Consider the following 17,920-nt stretch of genomic DNA (forward strand, 5'->3'; position numbering starts at 1 on the left):
GCGACAAAAAACAATTTTACAATAATAATTTGAACATCAATATTATATTTGATCTTATGGAAACAATTAAGGTAAACACCAGCCAGCACGTAGACATTGATTATCCGGTGGCCGGATTAGGGGAAAGAATAGCTGCAAGGCTCATCGATCTGGCTGCCTTTTTTGGATTATATATGTTAGTTATTCTTTTGGCCGTCTTAATCCGAACAGAGACTGTTTTTTTCATACTTCTTATTGCTCTTGGTGCCATTTATGTTTTTTACAACCTTATCTGTGAGGTCTTTATGAATGGGCAGAGTTTAGGGAAAAGGCTGATGAAGATCAAAGTCATCAGCATTGATGGAAGTCAGGCAAGCATTGGACAATATTTTATCCGCTGGCTGTTCCGGTTGGTTGATTTTGCATTGACCGCCCAGATTGGTGGTTTAATAGCGGTAGCGGTCTCAGAAAAAAAGCAAAGAATAGGTGATATGGTGGCCGGAACTACGCTGATTAAGACCGTTCCAAGAACCAGGTTTGACCACATTGCTTTTCATCCGACGGAGGAAGAATACACCCCTGTTTTCAAGAATGCAGATTTGCTGACCGACCGTGATGTAGAGCTCATGCATGAGGTCATCCTCACCTATTATAAAACATCTAATGCAGATCTGATTTATAACATGTCTGCAAAGGTGGCCGAACATTTATCGCTGAACATTCCCCAAGGCATGAATGAACTTAACTTTCTAACCACCGTTATTAAAGATTACAAACATCTAACTTCCCAGTCAGACTAATTATTTCAGTTCTTTAATCAGTGAAGGCGCGAGTTGAACTGCCCATTCATGGTACATTTTTGCAGAAGGATGTAATCCATCTGACGCAACCAACTCTTTATCCGAAGTTACCAGCCGGGAGCCGGGAGTGATGTCCGTATAGCTGATCCCCTGCGCAAGTGTTTCGTCTTTATTGATGGCATTAAAAGCGTCAATATCTGAACTGATGGAGGGAATGTCTCTGCCACTTTCCAGTCCGTAAGGCGTAATGCCCCAGTCAGGAATAGAAACCACAAAGACCCGTGCTTTATTTCCGTTGGCAAAACCGATAGCTGTTTGCAGCAGCTCCTTAAATTCCTTACGATACTTTTCTTTTGATTCGCCCCGGTATTGATTGTTTACACCAATCAACAGGGTAACGATTGTAAACTTCTCGTTCAGATTTGCAGCTTTAATTGCCGCCTGCAGCTCGCTGGTTGTCCATCCGGTTTTAGCGATGATATGAGGCAGACCTACATCAAGGCCATTGTCTTTTAAGATCGTGGTTAACTGATGAGGAAAGCCACCTTCCAAAGGAACTGCTTCTCCAATCGTATAAGAATCACCGATCGCTAAATAAGAAATCTCATTTTTTGGCTTGGTATTCAGGCTAGGGCTGGTATTTGTCGTCATTTTAAAACTATCTTTTTGGCAAGCCAATAATACCACTAATGACAGAATTAAAATAGGAATTTTAATCATAAATACATTTACGCGAAAATGCTTCTTATGGATTTTACGAATCATCTATTCATTTCCCGGACTCAGGAATGCGTGTGAGGAGAAAAAATTTTGAAGAAATAGCTGATTGTGATGATCGATCCTGTAATTAGATACAGTATTTTAATCAACTTGTCGCTGTTTCCTTTGGTCAGGTAATTTGCACTCAGGCCAACAATGAAAGTAATCAATAGGGGAATCGTTGGCGGGTATAAGTGGAAGCTTTCTTCCATGTTGCCCTGAATCAGGGCAAGAAAAGACCGCTGAAAACCGCAGCCAGGGCAATCAAAACCAGTCAGGTATTTAACCGGGCAGGGCAGAAAAAAATTATCCGCCTGATCTAGAAAAGAAGACCAGGCGGATAACAGGTATATCATTAACACCAGCAATTAAGCTTGAGGTGTGGTTGGAGGTTTATTAAACGGATCATTTGTACCGAACGGATTGTTCGTGCCAAATGGGTTATTGGTACCAGGAAAGCCTTGTTGTGCTTCTGCAGCTGCAGGACCTAAATATCTCGCATCTCCAAATCCTAAGATAGGATAGAATACTACAGGTAACAGGATCAATCCTGCGGTAAAGCCTTCGCTTTTACCGAAACTTTTGCTTAAAAGATTCATTGCCCAGATTCCGAAGTAAATATTTACACACGGAATCAACATCCAAAGAATCCAGATCGTTGGTTTGCCAATGATTTCAAGAAGGACAATAATGTTATAGATAGGAATAAGTGATGCCCAACCTGGTTTTCCAGCCTTTGTAAAGACTTTCCATAATGAGGCAATGATAAGCACGATAAGAGCGAGATAAATAATCCCACCAACAGCACCGACTGCTGCTATACCAGCTGATTGTTCTGAAGTGTAATCCATAAGAGTAGTTTGTTTTTCGAGTAAAGATAATATTTACTACAAAAAAACAAAGGAATTATTGCTCTTTTTTTAAGAGGATCAGAACAGGTCCATATGGAACAGACTGGAAATGTGTCCCTTTAGTATTCCCTTCACCTCTTCCATATTTAAAGGCTGCCCCAATTCTCTTTGCATAGAAGTCACATCTTTATCGTCTATCCCGCAGGGAACAATATTTTTAAAATAATTAAGATCGGTATTCACATTGAAGGCAAAACCGTGCATCGTGACCCATCGGCTGCACCTTACACCCATCGCGCATATTTTGCGGGCTTTCTCATTGTCTGCATCCAGCCAGACTCCAGTAAATCCAGGATATCTTCCGGCGGAAATGCCATAATCTTTCAAAGTCAGGATAATCGCGTCCTCCAATGTTCTGAGGTAAAGATGGATATCGGTAAAGAAATTATCGAGGTCAAGAATCGGGTAACCTACAATCTGTCCGGGGCCATGATAGGTAATATCTCCCCCGCGATTGATCTTATAATAGGTCGCATCTTTTTCTACCAGACCTTGTTCATCCAGCAACAGGTTTTCCGGATGGCCGCTTTTCCCTAGTGTATAAACATGTGGATGTTCCACAAAAACCAGGTGGTTGGGTGTTTCCAGAGTGGTATTGTTATTCCTGTTATCGGTTTTAACGGCAATCGTCTGATTAAAAATCAGTTCCTGCCGATCCCAGGCCTCCTGATAATCGGTGAGTCCCCAATCTATGAATTCTACTTTTTTATTCATCATTTGAAAATTAAGCCACTACATATCCCAACATATAACCATCACTGGTTTTGAAGTAGTTGACGTTCAACTCCCGGGTCCCTTCAGGTAAGTCGACCAGGGCAGTCAGGCTTCCTTCAGTTTTCAGTTTAAATGGTTTGATGTGCATGTCCTGTTTAAATTCCAGGCCTTTTCTTCCATTCCATTTATAGATTGCCTCTTTCGCACACCAACAAACGTATAGGCCATTGATATTATCGCCGATTTGCTTTTGTGCAAGCTCAATATCGGAAAGAAACTTGTGCCTGATGCTTTTGATTTTATGCTTAATGAGCTCTATATCTACTCCTACTTTCCTGTTCTTTCCGATAATCACAGCTGCATAATCATAAGAATGACTCAGGGAGATGTGATAATCAAGGTTAGGGAGGAAAGGTTTGCCATGTTCGTCCATCTGACAATCTATATATTCAGAGGTATTGAGCATCGTTCTAAGCAGCACACGCGTGCTTAACCAGTGTAGCAGACGTTTCCCGTTGTTTAAAGAGGAAATGAAATCCAGCTCATGCTGTTTCAGTTGCAGGCCGGAAAGCAATTGCTCTTCAGTCTCTTCGATTTTCCATACTGCAAGTATGGTATTCTCGTCAATATTTTTATTAAAAACTACGGGCATCTCTATTTTAGAAAACTATGCAAAAGTATCTTAAATTAATCATAATTTAGCCCAATACTTGATAAAATGATACTTTCCGACAAACGAATTCTGGAAGAGATAGAGAAGGGCACCATCATTATTGAGCCTTTTAAGGCTGAATGTCTGGGCACAAACTCTTATGACGTCCATTTAGGCAAATACCTCGCTACTTATAAAGATAGAATACTTGATGCAAAAGCGCACAATAAAATAGAGCATTTTGAAATCCCAAAAGATGGATATGTTTTACAGCCCGGTACGCTTTACCTTGGGGTGACGCTGGAATATACAGAAACACATGCACACGTTCCCTTTTTGGAGGGCAAATCGAGTACTGGTCGTTTGGGTATAGACATCCATGCCACTGCCGGAAAAGGCGATGTTGGCTTCTGCAATACCTGGACGCTGGAAATTTCCTGCGCACAACCAGTGAGAATATACGCAGGCATGCCTATTGGTCAGCTGATTTATTTTATCGTAGAAGGCGAGATTGAAACGATGTACAATAGTAAAGACAATGCAAAATACAGCAATAAGACCACTAAACCGGTCGAAAGCATGATGTGGAAAAACAAATTCTAAGTTCGACATCCCTTATCTTTTAAATTTACTTTAAGCCTCAATATTTGTATATTGAGGCTTTATTATTTGCTAAGGTTCATCACTTATGAAACGTAAACTGTTTTATCCTTTGTTATTAATTGCAGGAATCTGCATGGCCTTTGTATCCCAAATGGATGGAGACCCTTTTGAGGCCCTTTTAGAAAGGATGAAGGCATTTAATAAAACATATGCACAGGAAAAGGTGCACCTTCATCTGGATAAGCCCTACTATGCCGTTGGGGATAACATTTGGTTCAAAGCCTATATTATCAATACCGAAAATATGGAGGCCTCAGACATCAGTAAAATTTTATATGTGGAGCTGATCAATGAGAAAGACTCCGTAAAAAAGCAATTGAGACTCCCTGTTGGGGGAGGCATTACCTGGGGTGATTTTAAGCTTCCCGATTCCCTGGCGGAGGGAAATTACCGGATTCGCGCTTATACCCAATGGATGAGAAATGCGGGACCGGAATTTTACTTTGATAAAACGATAAAAGTCGGCAATTCCTGGTCCAATACGGTATTCACCAATACGAGTTATACTTTTAGCAAGGAGAATGCTGCAGAAAAGGTACAAGCCGACATCATTTTTAAAGATAAAAGTGGCAAGCCATATGCCGGAAATGAGGTCCGTTATGAGGTTCAGCTGAATTTCAGGAGCCTTTTTAAAGGCAAAGCCCTAACCAATGAACAAGGCGAGGTATCGCTCAGTTTCTTAAATACCCAACCTTCTTTGTATAAATCCGGAAAGATACTCGCGACCATTACACTCGCCGATCAAAAGAAAATAACGAAGGAAATCCCGATAAAAGCAACCTCAAAAGACGTGGATGTTCAATTTTTCCCCGAAAGCGGAAACCTGGTGGAGGGGCTTCCTAACAAAATTGCCTTTAAAGCGGTGAATGCTTCAGGTTTGGGTGAACAGCTGAGCGGAGTGATTGTAGATCAAAGCGGTTCTGAGATCAACCGTTTTGAAAGCAGGCACCTGGGCATGGGAAACTTTGTGCTTAATCCACAACCCGGAGCAACTTATAGCGCAAAGATTAAATTTTCAGACGGTTCAGAAAAAAATTACAGCTTGCCCGTAGTTCGTCCAAGCGGTTATATTTTAAGTGTAAACAATACCGATAAAGAGAAGTTGAGTGTAAAGATCATAAGATCTGAGGCCCTTATTGACCAAAAGGAGTTGAAACTCGTGGGTCAGCATAGCGGAACGATACAATTCACATCGAAAGTGAGTGCAGATAAACAGGTCAGCAGTATTTCCGTTTCCAAAAAGGAACTGCCAGAAGGGATCCTTCAACTAACTTTGTTCTCCGGAGAGAATGTACCACTTGCCGAACGCCTTGTTTTTATACATAATCCGGCAGATCGTATCCTGACAAAACTGGAAACGGTGAAAACAACCTATGCAAAAAGAGAAAATGTAACCGTTAACCTGAGCAGCAGCTTTGCAGGCCAACCTAACCCCTCTTCTTTCTCGGTATCCGTAACCAATACCTCATCCGTAAAACCCGATCCTGAAAATGAAAGCAATATTTTCAGCACCATGCTACTCAGTTCAGACCTGATCGGTTACATTGAAAAGCCCAATTATTATTTTATCAATGAGGGGCCCGAAGTGGAGCAGAACCTCGACAATCTGATGTTAACCCAGGGATGGCGGAGAATTTTATGGAAAAATGTGATCAATAATGCCCCGCCAATCACGCGGTTTGCAGCAGAAAAATCACAAACCATCAGCGGAACGATTACCAACTATAGTGGAAAGCCAGCGCCAAACAGTAAAGTTTCTCTATTTTCTTCTTCCGGTGGTTTTTTCGCGTTAGACACCCTTACTGACGCGCAAGGGCGATTTAATTTTGATCAGCTGATTTTCCCTGAAGACACCAAGTTCATTATACAGGCACGAACTGCAAAGGATAAAAAAAGAGTAGACATTCACCTGGATATTGTTCCCGGGCAGATCGTAACCAAAAGTAAAAATAGCGGAGATATAGAGATCAACGTAAACGAGGCCTTATCTGCTTATCTGCAACAGAGCAGCAATTATTTTGATGAGCTGAACAAACGCGGGCTATTGGAAAAAACCCTCTTGCTGAAAGAGGTACAGATTACTGAAAAGAAACAACAGGCAAAGAACTCGGCCAACCTAAACGGGGCAGGAAGAGCAGATGCGATCATCACTGCAGAACAACTCAGCACCTGCGTTACCCTGTCTCAATGCTTACAGGGCCGCGTTGCCGGCCTGATGATCATGAATGGCCAGGCTTACCTGAGCCGGAATGGTGGCAGAACACCTATGGCAGTGATACTCGACGGAATGAGCATGGGTTCTGATTTTCTGGACAACATCAACGTAATGGATGTAGAGACCATTGAAGTACTGAAATCCATTGGAAATACGGCCATCTACGGCTCTAATGGCGGAGGCGGTGTCCTCGTCATCACCACCAAACGCGGCGGAGGAAATTACAGCAATACCTTTAGCCCCGGCATTACCACCTATAACCCCAAAGGTTTTTACATTCCAAGAGAATTCTATAGTCCTAAATATGAACCTTCGGTACCTGACCGCAAGCCGGATTTAAGGACAACTGTTTACTGGGCACCTCAGGTTCCGACCAATGAGCAAGGAAAATCGAGCTTCAGCTTTTTTAATACAGATGAAGCCGGAACCTATAGGGTAGTATTGGAAGGAATGGATCATATGGGTCGTCTGGGAAGAGCCGTTTATACCTATGAAGTAAAATAAACTGATATATATGAATACCATTAAAGTCACCATAAAAGACCATTTAGCACTGATTACTTTAGATCGCGGAAGATCTAATGCCCTGAACCGCGAGATGATTACGGAGTTGAATGACATGTTGAACAGCATCGCTTCAGATCAGAATATTGCCGGGGCGATCATTACAGGTAAAGAGAATTTCTTTTCTGCCGGATTGGACCTGATCGAACTGTACAATTATTCGGAAGCAGAGGCTGAGTCTTTCTGGCACCTGTTTCTGGATTTTATCGCCAATATCACCTCTTTTAGAAAGCCATTGGTTGCCGCCATCAACGGGCATAGCCCGGCCGGAGGCTGTGTCATCGCATTGGCCTGTGACTATAGGATCATGGCAGAGGGAAAGGCCATCATCGGCTTAAATGAGGTTCCTGTAGGAATCATTGTTCCAAATTCCATTTTCCACCTTTATTCCTTCTGGATAGGCAATGCGCATGCTTCGAGAAGCCTGCTGGAGGGAAAGCTCTTTACGCCTGAAGAAGCTTTACAGGTTGGCCTGGTAGATGAACTGGTGAATCCGGAAAGCATCCTTACCGCAGCAGAGCGCAGGATCAGAAAGTATATGGGTATGGAAAGAAATACCTGGGAACAGAGCAAGCTGAACATCAGAAAAGACCTGATCGCCGCTACCCGTGCCAATCAGGACGAGGCGCTGGCGCTCATGTTAAAACAATGGTGGGCACCGAGTACAAGAAGTATTTTAAAAACAATTATTGATAACCTGCAAAAGAAATAGCCCATGTACAATCAACCAATGTTAAGGGATGATGCCTTAAAAGGAAAAACAATCGTAGTTACCGGTGGAGGAACCGGTCTTGGAAAAGCAATGGGTACTTATTTCCTGAAGCTGGGTGCAAACCTGGTGATCACCAGTCGCAAGGCAGATGTATTGGAAAAGACTGCTGCCGAGATGGAGAAAGAAACGGGCGGAAGAGTGCTGGCCGTTGCCTGTGATGTACGTGAGTATGAACAAGTGGAAAATGTGCTTGCCGAAACCATCAAAACCTTTGGGAAGGTAGATGGTTTGCTTAACAATGCAGCAGGTAACTTTATATCTCCTACGGAACGCTTGTCGGCCAACGCCTTTTCTACCGTAATCGATATTGTCTTAAAAGGATCAGTAAACTGTACCCTTGCTTTCGGAAAGCACTGGATTAAAGAAAAACAAAGCGCAAGCATTTTAAATATCGTAACCACCTATGCTTTTACCGGTTCTGCCTACGTCGTTCCTTCTGCTTGCGCAAAGGGCGGTGTATTGGCCATGACGCGCTCATTGGCTGTAGAATGGGGTAAATATGGCATCCGGACAAACGCGATTGCTCCGGGACCTTTTCCTACCAAAGGCGCATGGGACCGTTTACTTCCGGGAGATCTGGCCGAGAAGTTCGACTTTAAAAACCGGGTACCCTTAAAACGTGTTGGTGAACACCAGGAGCTGGCGAACCTTGCGGCTTTCCTGATCAGCGATTTCGCCGGTTACATCAATGGAGAAGTGATTAGTATTGACGGTGGAGAATGGTTACAGGGCGCCGGTCAGTTTAACGGACTGGAAGCCATTCCCAATGAGATGTGGGATATGTTTGCACAAATGACAAAATCAGCTAAAGGCAGTTAAACCTTTAGCTGATTTTACAATTACCATCTGATTAAAGCACTGGCCCAGGTAAAACCTGATCCAAAGGCGGCCAGGCATACCAGGTCGCCTTCTTTTATTTTACCCGCTTCCCATGCTTCACATAAAGCAATCGGCACGGAAGCAGCGGTAGTATTTCCGTATTTCTGAATGTTATTAAACACTTTATCATCGGGTAAGCCCAATAATTGCTGTACATACTGACTGATCCTCAGATTGGCCTGGTGCGGCACCAGCATATCGATATCTTCAGGTTGCAGGTTATTTGCCGTTAAGGCTTCTTTAATCACTTCGGGGAACTTCACCACAGCCTTTTTAAATACTGCAGGTCCATCCATATATGGCAGGGAAGCCCCGCTTTCCAACTGCTCTGTGGTCATGAATAAACCACCCAACTCCTGGTCAGGATAACCGGGTTTATCCTTCAGCCATTTATTGGCACTTGCTCCAGGATAATACATCGCCAAAATTTCAGCATCAGCCCCATCACTATGTAAATGCGTACTCATGATGCCTTGTCCTTCTTTCTCTGCAGGTTGTAAAACTACCGCTCCTGCCCCATCCCCAAAGATGACAGAAACATTGCGGCTGCGCGTTTCAAAGTCCATAGCAAAAGAATGTTTTTCGCTGCCTACTACCAGAATATTTTTATACATGCCGGTTTTAATAAACTGATCCGCAACGGATAAAGCATATACAAATCCGGAACATTGATTCCTGATGTCTAAGGCACCAATCTCTTTCATTTTCATTTCACGCTGCAGCAATACGCCACATCCCGGGAAATAATAATCCGGACTGAGGGTTGCAAAAATTATAAAGTCGATTTCCTGGGCGGTTGTTCCTGCTCTTTCAATCGCAATTTTTGCGGCTTCTATCCCCATAGTCGTGGTAGTTTCTTCTAAGCGGTCTGCAAACCTGCGTTCCTTTATGCCGGTACGTTCCTGAATCCATGCATCATTCGTATCCATAAAACGGGACAAATCATCATTGGTATAGACATTTTTAGGCACATAGTAGCCTATTCCGGCAATTTTTGAACGATGCATCATATTTGGGTTTATTACAAATTTTAGGCAAAAATAACTTTAACTGCAACATTATTTTGAAATTAGCTTATTTTTGTACCATGTCAACAGAAACTAAAGAAGAAACTTTTACATTAGAAGAAATCCTGACCTCCTTAAAAACGGTTCACCGGTTGATCCTATGGAACGATGATGTCAACACGTTTGACCACGTCATTCACTGTATGATGAAGTACCTTGATTATTCGGAAAGCCAGGCCGAAAAAATTGCCTGGGAGGTTCATAATAAAGGAAAATGTGCCGTATTGGAAGGTTCTTTTACAGAGATGGAAGTTTACCGTAAGATCTTACAACAAGAAGGTTTAACTGTTTCCGTTGACTAACACCTGTTGAACCAGCGCATTCAATTCTTGCTGCGTAGTTTGCGTTTTATCTTTGGCATACCATCCATGAAGTCTTTCTGCGATGAGCATCATATCTGTACTTTCTTTTTTCCAGCCGGCCAATAACGATTGCAGAATTTGTGGCCTCGGCCCCCATTTGCAAAGGACCTTTCCCTCCTCATCGAGGATCAGCAATACCGGGATTGCCCTTCCACCATTGGTGAGGTGTGCATCAATCAAAGGCAGGTTTTGATCTCTCAATACAAACCGAAGGCTTATTTTATCCGGAAAGCTGCTCGCCATTTTATCAAAAACGGGAACAATCTGTGCCGCATCTCCACACCATCCTTCAGAAATCACCAGGAATCGGTATGTCCCTTTTAAGCCATTTAAGGATTCCAGCAAGTCTGTGTTGAGCTGTACCGTTTTATCTACGCGGTTCATTCGTTGCACATTCATTTTCGTATAGTGAAGCATCGCTTCGCTATCGTCCTCACCGGTAGTTTTTTTCGCGAGCAGCAGCTCATTTATCAAATTACGATAGGCTGAATAACTCATTCCTTCGTTAACAAAAATATTACTGTATCCGATCATAATTAGCTGTAATAAAATAGTTACGCCTGTTCTTTTTAAACCTCCGGCATGTTTCTTTGTCCCTCTTATATAAAAAGCACAAAAACCTAAACACACCAATGAAGAATCTGTTATACAAAGTTCTATTTTTAACCTTTGCCATTTGTACTACAACTGTAAAACTTAATGCACAAACTACCGGAGAAGGTAAGATTATAGCGAAGGTTGTAGATGCCCAAAACAGCGAAACTATTCCATTTGCGACCGCAGTGATTCTCGACAGAAAGACCAAGGCATTGGTAAAAGGAGTACAAACCGATGTGAACGGAAATTTATCCATGACCGGATTGCCCAAAGGTGTTTTCACCTTTAAAGTAAGCTATGTAGGTTACCAAACTATGGTTCGCGATTCCGTTTCGATCTCTGCGATTGTTAAAGAAATCAACCTGGGTACCATAAAAATGAAAACGGCCAAAGGTACCGTATTAAATGAAGTGGCCATTACTGCCCAGAAGAGTACCATTCAACTCGGTGTAGATAAGAAAGTATTTTCTGTAGATCAGAGTTTAGTGAGTGAGGGTGGCTCTGCCTCCGACCTTTTACAGAATGTCCCTTCTGTACAATCCGATATCGACGGAAATGTGAGTCTAAGGGGCTCCACGGGAGTTAAAGTCCTGATTGATGGCAAGCCTTCTCTCATTGCCGGTGGCAATGTAGCGCAGATCTTACAGTCTATTCCGGCGAGTTCGATCGAAAGTGTGGAACTGATCACCAATCCTTCGGCCAAATACGATGCAGAAGGCCAGTCAGGAATCATCAACATCGTATTAAAAAAGAACAAAAAACTGGGACTGAACGGTAATATCGCCTTAACTGCCGGAAACCGGGAGAACTATAATGCCAATACCAGTTTAAGCTTTCAGAACAGTAAAGTGAACCTATACGGTAATTACAGTTACAGGTATGGAAACCGTCTTGGCGGTGGCTATAACAACATCAGTTATTTAGATTCCACGTTTCCAAATGCCTTCGCCAATCAAAATACAGACTCTAAATCTCTGGACAAAGGGCACAACGTGAAAGCAGGTCTTGATTATTACCTGAGCGACAAAGACGTTTTAAGTTTCTCTGGTGGCTTTAATATCCGAGACAACGATAGAAACGAGTTCCTGACTATTGATCAGTTAAACAGTCTTAAAGCCCCCCTGGAACTGAGCAGAAGAAACAATTCCAATCTTGGATCTGGTGGCAGCTACGATCTGAATCTGGATTTCAGCCATAAGTTTAAAAAACCAAAAGAGGAGATTACCTTTAATGCCAGCTTCTCTGAAGGAGACAACGACAACCTTCAAATCTACAATACAGACATTTACAATCTTAACGGTACCGCTGTTGATCAGTTACCGGAAATCATCAGAAATGATGGTACAGGAATCAACAGAAATTATAACATCCAGGCAGATTATACCTTACCTGTTGGAAAATCGGGAAAACTGGAAGCAGGTTACCGCAGCCAGGTGAGAATTGCGGAGAACAATACTTTTTCTGACCGCTTGAACAACCTCACTGGAAATTATGATGTCAACCTCGCGCTGACCAATGATTTCAACAGCAAAGACCAGGTACACGCTCTATATGCCAATTATCAGAACCAGGTTAAAAACTTCGGCTATCAGGTAGGATTAAGGGCAGAAGATGCCACCCTTGATACCCGTTTAGGGATGTACGGTACAAACGGACAGCTCAGCTCCCTTCCGGGGAAAGTGGCTTACACCAGAATATACCCAAGTATCTTTCTAACCCAGAAATTTAAATCCGAACAACAGTTACAATTGAGCTATAGCAGAAGGGTCAACAGACCAAGAGGCTGGGATACCAATCCTTTCATCGATGTTTCGGATCCATTGAACTATCGTCAGGGAAATCCAAACCTTAAACCAGAGGATGTACATGCCTTTGAATTAAGCTACAGCAAATTTTGGCCAAAGGTGACTTTCATCTCCACTGCTTACCTGCGTCAGACCAATGATGTGATTCAAAGGATCAGAACAGAGCCTGACCAAAATGGAATTACCATTACCACTCCTCAGAACTTAACGAAGGAGCTGTCCAGCGGATTGGAGCTGATTGGCCGTTTTGATGTCTCTAAAGCATGGAATTTCACCGCCAATGCCAACTTGTATCAAAGTACAATAGACGGTGTTCCTGCCTTCGGTATCGTGGACAATTCCGGATTTACCTGGAACGCCAATTTAACCAACAACTTCGTGCTTCCCTATAACATCACCTTACAGATTAAAGGAGATTACCGTGCGCGCCAGGTCATGGCACAGGGTACAAGGAATGCGATGTATGGTGTAGACGCAGGTGCCAAATATGATTTTAAAAATAAAAAATCTTCTTTAAGTCTTAACGTACGTGATATTTTCAATACCCGTAACTGGAGTATGACGACCAGCACTCAAAACTCTATCGTCGACTTCAGACGTTACATGCAGGGAACGATGGCCAGTTTAACCTATTCTTATCGTTTCGGAAAGACCAGCTTCAGTCCTAAGAAAGGCAAAAAATCGGATCAGCAGGAAATGCGTTCCGATGAAGAGTCATTTTAGTATATTTGCGTCCATGGAAGAACGCAATCCCTGGACCACTATTGAGAGCCGCAAAATCTATGACAACAACTGGATTGGGCTAACAGAACACCAGGTGATCAACCCATCCGGAGGTAAAGGAATATATGGCGAAGTACATTTCAAGAACTTGGCCATTGGAATTTTACCTTTAGACGAGGAGTTGAACACCTGGTTGGTTGGACAATACCGCTTTCCTTTAAAAGCTTACAGCTGGGAAATTCCGGAAGGCGGAGGTCCCTTGGGTTCCGATCCGCTGGATAGTGCCAAACGAGAACTATTGGAAGAAACCGGGCTTTCGGCAACAGACTGGGTAGAGCTTCAGCGCATGCACCTCTCCAATTCGGTAAGCAATGAACTGGCCATTATTTATATCGCCAGAGGCCTGAGTATGGGCATTGCTGAACCTGAAGAAACCGAAGAGCTCCGGCTCCGTAAACTTCCTTTTCAGGAAGCGTATGAAATGGTCTTAAATGGGGAGATCACTGACAGCATGAGTGTTGCTGCCATTTTAAGAACAAAAATAATCCTTCAGGAATCTCAGCTATAACGAACCTTTTCAGCTATTATGAATAAATTTTTCGGATACATTTTCAGTCCATTGTTTTACCTCTTCTTTGGGCTGACCTTAATTGTTTTTCAGCCCATTCAATGGGTGTGTTATCGCTTGTTCGGTTATCAGGCACATAAAGCCTCAGTAGATGGTTTGAATTTCTTTCTCACCTACTGCGACCTTTTACTGGGCAGTTCTGTTACTTTTATCAATGAACAGGACATCCCCGTTGAGCAGCCCAAAATATTTGTCGCCAACCACCAGAGCATGTATGATATTCCCGGGCTGATCTGGTTTCTAAGAAAACACCACATCAAGTTTATCTCGAAAATAGAGCTGACCAAAGGCATTCCCTCCATTTCCTTCAACCTTAAATATGGAGGGGGGGCTAATATCGACCGTAAAGACAGCAAACAAGCCGTTGGCGAGATCATCCATCTGGGGAACAGAATGAAAGCAAACAACTGGTCTGCGATGATTTTTCCTGAAGGTACACGTTCCAAAGACGGAAACCTGAAGCCCTTTCATGTAGGCGGGATTGCCACACTTTTAAAAAAGGTACCCAATGCATTAATCGTTCCTATCGCGATTGAGAACTCCTGGAAAATGGTACAGTATGGCACTTTCCCCCTCAGTTTCGGTGAAAAGATTCGCTGGACCGTATTAAAGCCAATAGATTCCACCGGCAAAAACCCAGAGGAAGTTACTCAGGAAGCAGAACAGGCAATTCGCCGGAAATTAGGACAGTAAACGCTATTTAAATATTCTTATTGTCGATGTGTTTGAAGAATTCATCGCGGTAGGTATCTCCTATCGGAATGACTTTACCGAAGATGCTGATCCTGCTGCGTTCAATACTTTCAATCTTATCCAAGGCAATGATATAGGATTTATGCACCCTTATAAATTGTCCGTTTGGCAGGGTTTCTTCCATTTTCTTCATGTTCTGAAGTGTAATGATCCTTTCCGCTTTGGTATAGATAGAAATGTAATCCTTTAGCCCTTCAATGTAAAGAATATCATCCAGTTGAATTTTTTGAATCTTATGCTCTGTTTTGACGAAGATAAAGTCCTGAACAGGGTGTACAGCCACTGGTGTTGACATCAACGGTGCAATTACAGGTGGAGGAGCCGGGCTCGGTTCTGCCGCTTTTTGTTGTTGGTTATGTACCTTTTCCACCGCTTTATAGAAACGGTCAAATGCAATTGGTTTCAAGAGGTAATCTGAGACGTTCAGGTCATAACTTTCCAAAGCATATTGTGAATAAGCAGTAGTCAGGATATAATTTGATTTCCCATTAGCAATTTTCAAAAACTGGATTCCGGTAAGTTCAGGCATCTGAATGTCCAGAAAAACCAGATCAATCCCTCCTGCCTGTACCAGCTGTAATGCTTCAATCGCATTTTCTGTCCTTTTGACCAGCTCCAGGAACGGAACTTTTGACACATAATCCTCTATAATATCAAGTGCCAATGGTTCATCATCGACCGCAATACATTTTAACTTTGTCATAAATCTAGCATTAATTCACTGGTGTAATGGGTAGCCGAATTTACAATATTTAATTTATATCTTTCAGGATATAGCAATTGTAACCTTCGTTCTACATTATTGAGACCCACTCCTCCTACTTCATCTTTGTTGTGCTTATTCTTTTTATTGGTCACACTGAAGTGCAGGATCTTTTGATTGGCAATGATATTGATCTTGATCGGATCTTTTGGATCGTTGGCCACACCATGTTTAAAAGCATTCTCCACAAAAGAGATCAGGATGAGTGGTACAATTTGTTGATTCTCGATTTCACCGTTCAGGCTCAGCTCCACCGCTGCTCCATCTCTGAACCTTAATTTCTGGAGTTCAATATAACTTTGAACATATTCAATTTCTTTACTGAGTGAAACCCAGCTGTCGTTACTTTCATAAATCATATAACGCATGATTTCCGAAAGCTTAAGAATTGCATCTGCTGTTTTATCAGACTTCTGATAAGCGAGTGAGTAAATATTATTCAGGGAATTGAAGAGAAAATGCGGGTTTAGCTGGGATTTAAGAAATTGCAGTTCCATTTCTTTCTTTTCGCTTTCCAGGTTTCGCTGCACACGTTCATTCCCGAACCAGTCTACAGCGAATTTGAGCAGAGAACTGGCCACTACAAAAAAGCCACATGTAAATATAGAAACAGCGCCAAAGGTTCCGATAGGGATATAGTCCCGTTTCCCTCCTTCCCAGGTCACCAGGATGACTTCTGGGTTCAGGCTGGCGATAACCGTTTTGATGGCACTCATGACCACGATCAGGAGCAGGATTGACCCTATATATAAACCATATTTCTTCTGCTCTTTGATCAGCATCGGAATGAGAAGCATATAGTTGATATAGAAAATAGAAATATTGATCAGACCGGAGTAGCCATATCTAATTGAAACCGAAGATAGCGTTTGTGCTTCTTTGGCGAATATGATGTTCAAGGAAATAAGGGCTAGTATTAACGACCAGAAAACAACATGTACAATCAGAGGGCCTTTATTTTTCATTTAAACTTTGTTATTGACAAAAACTCCATTGGTCTAAAGTAAATTTTTCCGGCTGTTATGACTAACTGCTTTCGACGAACGGGCATTTTTTTTCTACCAAATTGGCAAATAAACCAATCAATTGCAAAACTAGGATAAATAGGCGTTTATCTAGGATAATATGGCCTTGGTCTAAAAGATTTTAGCAGCGTTTTTTTTATTATTCTATTTGTTTCATCAAATCACAACGAATATGAAAACTGCATCTCTCAATATAAATATTATGAAAAAGTTAGCAAACGTATCGCCATTCTTACTTTTATTAGTCCCTGTATTCATGATGATGGTATTAACCATTGCCAATAACGTAACCCGTTCACAAGACGAGGAAATCGCTGCAAAAGCAACGACTTCAGTAAAAGGGATTGCCAAAGTAAGCACCATTTCGTTTAAATAGGAATGAAAGACCTGATCATTGAAACCCGCGGACTTAACTATTATTTTGGTAACCAAAAAGTAGTTGACGACCTGTCGCTGAAGGTAGAGAAAGGAAGTATTTACGGTTTTCTGGGCCCAAATGGTGCCGGTAAAACGACTTCAATAAAAATCCTTTTAAATCTTTTAAAATCACCGGCAGACACCGTGTTTCTTTTTGGTAAGGAAATCAACTCCAATCGAATCGCCAGTTTAAAACGCCTTGGCGCACTCGTAGAACAACCCGCAATTTACGCACACCTTTCCGGCGAGGAAAACTTATACAACAGGTGTATGTTATTGGGCATTAACAGGACTAAAGCGAAAGAGATGCTTCGTCTGGTAGGCCTGGAAGATGCTGCTACTAAAAAAGCAGGAAAATATTCATTGGGCATGAAACAGCGCCTGGGCATTGCCCTTGCCTTGTTATCAGATCCGGAACTGTTACTTTTGGATGAGCCTACAAATGGCCTTGACCCTAATGGGATCATCGAAATCAGAAATCTGATGATCGAGCTCGCCACAAAACACCAAAAAACAATCCTTGTTTCCAGCCATCTGTTGGCGGAGATTGAACGGATCGCCACTCATGTAGGCATTATTAACAAAGGAAAACTACTCTTCCAGGGCACCATCAATGAATTGCATGATTTGAGCAAGCCAATGATTGAACTGGAGTTAAACGATATTGCCAAAGGCCAGGAATTCCTGAAAAACAATGGCTATCAGCTACTAGGCAGCACCGAAAAGAAAATCATTCTTCCTTTCATTTCCACCGAAGAATGCGGCAAGCTAAATACCTTACTGATACAACATGGCTTTACGGTTTACAGTATTTATCAGGTTAGAAAAGATCTGGAGCATTTATTCCTTGACATTACTAAAAACAATTAATC

20 protein-coding genes are annotated in these 17,920 nt (G+C 42.2%); 11 read left to right on the forward strand and 9 right to left on the reverse strand.

The window, feature by feature from the left end:
• The first annotated feature begins 56 nt into the window (after positions 1–56).
• Complete coding sequence (locus AAFF35_RS27755) at positions 57–779, forward strand: RDD family protein (protein WP_342329716.1); 723 nt, start codon at positions 57–59, stop codon at positions 777–779.
• On the opposite strand, the gene AAFF35_RS27760 is transcribed toward AAFF35_RS27755, so the two are convergent.
• The 5 genes from AAFF35_RS27760 to AAFF35_RS27780 form a co-directional block, all read right to left on the reverse strand.
• Positions 780–1,430 carry an SGNH/GDSL hydrolase family protein gene (locus AAFF35_RS27760; RefSeq protein WP_342329717.1) on the reverse strand — a complete coding sequence of 217 codons (651 nt, stop codon included), beginning with the start codon at positions 1,428–1,430 and terminating at the stop codon, positions 780–782.
• Between the two features lie 131 nt (positions 1,431–1,561).
• On the reverse strand, positions 1,562–1,894 hold the full coding sequence (locus tag AAFF35_RS27765; protein ID WP_342329718.1) for a DUF2752 domain-containing protein: 333 nt from the start codon (positions 1,892–1,894) through the stop codon (positions 1,562–1,564).
• Positions 1,895–1,906: 12 nt separating this feature from the next.
• Positions 1,907–2,389, reverse strand: a complete 483-nt coding sequence (locus AAFF35_RS27770) for a DUF5684 domain-containing protein (protein ID WP_342329719.1) — start codon at positions 2,387–2,389, stop codon at positions 1,907–1,909.
• A 78-nt stretch (positions 2,390–2,467) separates the two neighbouring features.
• Entirely contained in the window at positions 2,468–3,163 is a 696-nt protein-coding gene (lipB, locus tag AAFF35_RS27775; protein WP_342333383.1) for a lipoyl(octanoyl) transferase LipB, read from the reverse strand.
• A 10-nt stretch (positions 3,164–3,173) separates the two neighbouring features.
• On the reverse strand, positions 3,174–3,815 hold the full coding sequence (locus tag AAFF35_RS27780) for a 4'-phosphopantetheinyl transferase superfamily protein (protein WP_342329720.1): 642 nt from the start codon (positions 3,813–3,815) through the stop codon (positions 3,174–3,176).
• A gap of 66 nt (positions 3,816–3,881) precedes the next feature.
• Between AAFF35_RS27780 and dcd the strand changes: the two genes are divergently transcribed.
• From dcd to AAFF35_RS27800, 4 genes are all read left to right on the forward strand, one after another.
• Entirely contained in the window at positions 3,882–4,418 is a 537-nt protein-coding gene (dcd, locus tag AAFF35_RS27785; RefSeq protein ID WP_074611628.1) for a dCTP deaminase, read from the forward strand.
• An 85-nt stretch (positions 4,419–4,503) separates the two neighbouring features.
• Positions 4,504–7,197, forward strand: coding sequence for a TonB-dependent receptor plug domain-containing protein (locus tag AAFF35_RS27790; RefSeq protein ID WP_342329721.1), 2,694 nt, complete (start codon positions 4,504–4,506; stop codon positions 7,195–7,197).
• Positions 7,198–7,207: 10 nt separating this feature from the next.
• Entirely contained in the window at positions 7,208–7,969 is a 762-nt protein-coding gene (locus AAFF35_RS27795; RefSeq protein ID WP_342329722.1) for an enoyl-CoA hydratase/isomerase family protein, read from the forward strand.
• A 3-nt stretch (positions 7,970–7,972) separates the two neighbouring features.
• Entirely contained in the window at positions 7,973–8,848 is an 876-nt protein-coding gene (locus AAFF35_RS27800; protein WP_074611624.1) for an SDR family oxidoreductase, read from the forward strand.
• 20 nt (positions 8,849–8,868) lie between these two features.
• Here AAFF35_RS27800 and AAFF35_RS27805 read toward each other — a convergent pair whose 3' ends face one another.
• Positions 8,869–9,918, reverse strand: a complete 1,050-nt coding sequence (locus tag AAFF35_RS27805) for a beta-ketoacyl-ACP synthase III (protein ID WP_342329723.1) — start codon at positions 9,916–9,918, stop codon at positions 8,869–8,871.
• 77 nt (positions 9,919–9,995) lie between these two features.
• Here AAFF35_RS27805 and AAFF35_RS27810 point away from each other — a divergent pair, with 77 nt between their 5' ends.
• Complete coding sequence (locus AAFF35_RS27810) at positions 9,996–10,277, forward strand: ATP-dependent Clp protease adaptor ClpS (protein WP_073231955.1); 282 nt, start codon at positions 9,996–9,998, stop codon at positions 10,275–10,277.
• Here AAFF35_RS27810 and AAFF35_RS27815 read toward each other — a convergent pair.
• Positions 10,257–10,871: a thioredoxin family protein gene (locus AAFF35_RS27815; protein WP_342329724.1), complete on the reverse strand. Its 615-nt coding sequence runs from the start codon at positions 10,869–10,871 to the stop codon at positions 10,257–10,259. The two genes, AAFF35_RS27810 and AAFF35_RS27815, sit on opposite strands and share 21 nt — an antisense overlap.
• Positions 10,872–10,969: 98 nt before the next feature.
• Here AAFF35_RS27815 and AAFF35_RS27820 point away from each other — a divergent pair, with 98 nt between their 5' ends.
• From AAFF35_RS27820 to AAFF35_RS27830, 3 genes are read left to right on the forward strand one after another with little or no spacing between them, the layout of a single operon-like run.
• Positions 10,970–13,462, forward strand: coding sequence for a TonB-dependent receptor (locus tag AAFF35_RS27820; protein WP_342329725.1), 2,493 nt, complete (start codon positions 10,970–10,972; stop codon positions 13,460–13,462).
• A gap of 13 nt (positions 13,463–13,475) precedes the next feature.
• Positions 13,476–14,030, forward strand: a complete 555-nt coding sequence (locus tag AAFF35_RS27825) for an NUDIX hydrolase (RefSeq protein WP_124582107.1) — start codon at positions 13,476–13,478, stop codon at positions 14,028–14,030.
• Positions 14,031–14,048: 18 nt separating this feature from the next.
• Positions 14,049–14,783 (forward strand): lysophospholipid acyltransferase family protein, encoded by a 735-nt coding sequence (locus tag AAFF35_RS27830; RefSeq protein WP_342329726.1) that lies wholly within the window; start codon positions 14,049–14,051, stop codon positions 14,781–14,783.
• A 7-nt stretch (positions 14,784–14,790) separates the two neighbouring features.
• Here the strand turns inward: AAFF35_RS27830 and AAFF35_RS27835 are convergent, their stop codons facing one another.
• Both AAFF35_RS27835 and AAFF35_RS27840 read right to left on the reverse strand, forming a co-directional pair.
• Positions 14,791–15,546, reverse strand: a complete 756-nt coding sequence (locus AAFF35_RS27835) for a LytTR family DNA-binding domain-containing protein (protein WP_342329727.1) — start codon at positions 15,544–15,546, stop codon at positions 14,791–14,793.
• Positions 15,543–16,571 carry a sensor histidine kinase gene (locus tag AAFF35_RS27840; protein ID WP_342329728.1) on the reverse strand — a complete coding sequence of 343 codons (1,029 nt, stop codon included), beginning with the start codon at positions 16,569–16,571 and terminating at the stop codon, positions 15,543–15,545. The genes AAFF35_RS27835 and AAFF35_RS27840 overlap by 4 nt, the downstream gene beginning before the upstream one ends.
• Before the next feature lie 262 nt (positions 16,572–16,833).
• Here AAFF35_RS27840 and AAFF35_RS27845 point away from each other — a divergent pair, with 262 nt between their 5' ends.
• Together AAFF35_RS27845 and AAFF35_RS27850 are read left to right on the forward strand one after the other, a co-directional pair.
• Positions 16,834–17,007 (forward strand): hypothetical protein, encoded by a 174-nt coding sequence (locus tag AAFF35_RS27845; RefSeq protein WP_342329729.1) that lies wholly within the window; start codon positions 16,834–16,836, stop codon positions 17,005–17,007.
• Positions 17,008–17,009: 2 nt separating this feature from the next.
• Positions 17,010–17,918 carry an ATP-binding cassette domain-containing protein gene (locus AAFF35_RS27850; protein ID WP_342329730.1) on the forward strand — a complete coding sequence of 303 codons (909 nt, stop codon included), beginning with the start codon at positions 17,010–17,012 and terminating at the stop codon, positions 17,916–17,918.
• Positions 17,919–17,920: the final 2 nt, after the last annotated feature.

The organism is Pedobacter sp. FW305-3-2-15-E-R2A2 (assembly GCF_038446955.1).
GTDB lineage: Bacteria > Bacteroidota > Bacteroidia > Sphingobacteriales > Sphingobacteriaceae > Pedobacter.

Excerpts from the sequence above, each read along its gene's own strand:
- AAFF35_RS27755 (WP_342329716.1), top strand. The coding sequence starts at position 57 with ATGGAAACAATTAAGGTAAACACCAGCCAGCACGTAGACATTGATTAT.
- AAFF35_RS27760 (WP_342329717.1), bottom strand. The coding sequence starts at position 1,430 with ATGACGACAAATACCAGCCCTAGCCTGAATACCAAGCCAAAAAATGAG.
- AAFF35_RS27765 (WP_342329718.1), bottom strand. The coding sequence starts at position 1,894 with ATGATATACCTGTTATCCGCCTGGTCTTCTTTTCTAGATCAGGCGGAT.
- AAFF35_RS27770 (WP_342329719.1), bottom strand. The coding sequence starts at position 2,389 with ATGGATTACACTTCAGAACAATCAGCTGGTATAGCAGCAGTCGGTGCT.
- lipB (WP_342333383.1), bottom strand. The coding sequence starts at position 3,163 with ATGAATAAAAAAGTAGAATTCATAGATTGGGGACTCACCGATTATCAG.
- AAFF35_RS27780 (WP_342329720.1), bottom strand. The coding sequence starts at position 3,815 with ATGCCCGTAGTTTTTAATAAAAATATTGACGAGAATACCATACTTGCA.
- dcd (WP_074611628.1), top strand. The coding sequence starts at position 3,882 with ATGATACTTTCCGACAAACGAATTCTGGAAGAGATAGAGAAGGGCACC.
- AAFF35_RS27790 (WP_342329721.1), top strand. The coding sequence starts at position 4,504 with ATGAAACGTAAACTGTTTTATCCTTTGTTATTAATTGCAGGAATCTGC.
- AAFF35_RS27795 (WP_342329722.1), top strand. The coding sequence starts at position 7,208 with ATGAATACCATTAAAGTCACCATAAAAGACCATTTAGCACTGATTACT.
- AAFF35_RS27800 (WP_074611624.1), top strand. The coding sequence starts at position 7,973 with ATGTACAATCAACCAATGTTAAGGGATGATGCCTTAAAAGGAAAAACA.
- AAFF35_RS27805 (WP_342329723.1), bottom strand. The coding sequence starts at position 9,918 with ATGATGCATCGTTCAAAAATTGCCGGAATAGGCTACTATGTGCCTAAA.
- AAFF35_RS27810 (WP_073231955.1), top strand. The coding sequence starts at position 9,996 with ATGTCAACAGAAACTAAAGAAGAAACTTTTACATTAGAAGAAATCCTG.
- AAFF35_RS27815 (WP_342329724.1), bottom strand. The coding sequence starts at position 10,871 with ATGATCGGATACAGTAATATTTTTGTTAACGAAGGAATGAGTTATTCA.
- AAFF35_RS27820 (WP_342329725.1), top strand. The coding sequence starts at position 10,970 with ATGAAGAATCTGTTATACAAAGTTCTATTTTTAACCTTTGCCATTTGT.
- AAFF35_RS27825 (WP_124582107.1), top strand. The coding sequence starts at position 13,476 with ATGGAAGAACGCAATCCCTGGACCACTATTGAGAGCCGCAAAATCTAT.
- AAFF35_RS27830 (WP_342329726.1), top strand. The coding sequence starts at position 14,049 with ATGAATAAATTTTTCGGATACATTTTCAGTCCATTGTTTTACCTCTTC.
- AAFF35_RS27835 (WP_342329727.1), bottom strand. The coding sequence starts at position 15,546 with ATGACAAAGTTAAAATGTATTGCGGTCGATGATGAACCATTGGCACTT.
- AAFF35_RS27840 (WP_342329728.1), bottom strand. The coding sequence starts at position 16,571 with ATGAAAAATAAAGGCCCTCTGATTGTACATGTTGTTTTCTGGTCGTTA.
- AAFF35_RS27845 (WP_342329729.1), top strand. The coding sequence starts at position 16,834 with ATGAAAAAGTTAGCAAACGTATCGCCATTCTTACTTTTATTAGTCCCT.
- AAFF35_RS27850 (WP_342329730.1), top strand. The coding sequence starts at position 17,010 with ATGAAAGACCTGATCATTGAAACCCGCGGACTTAACTATTATTTTGGT.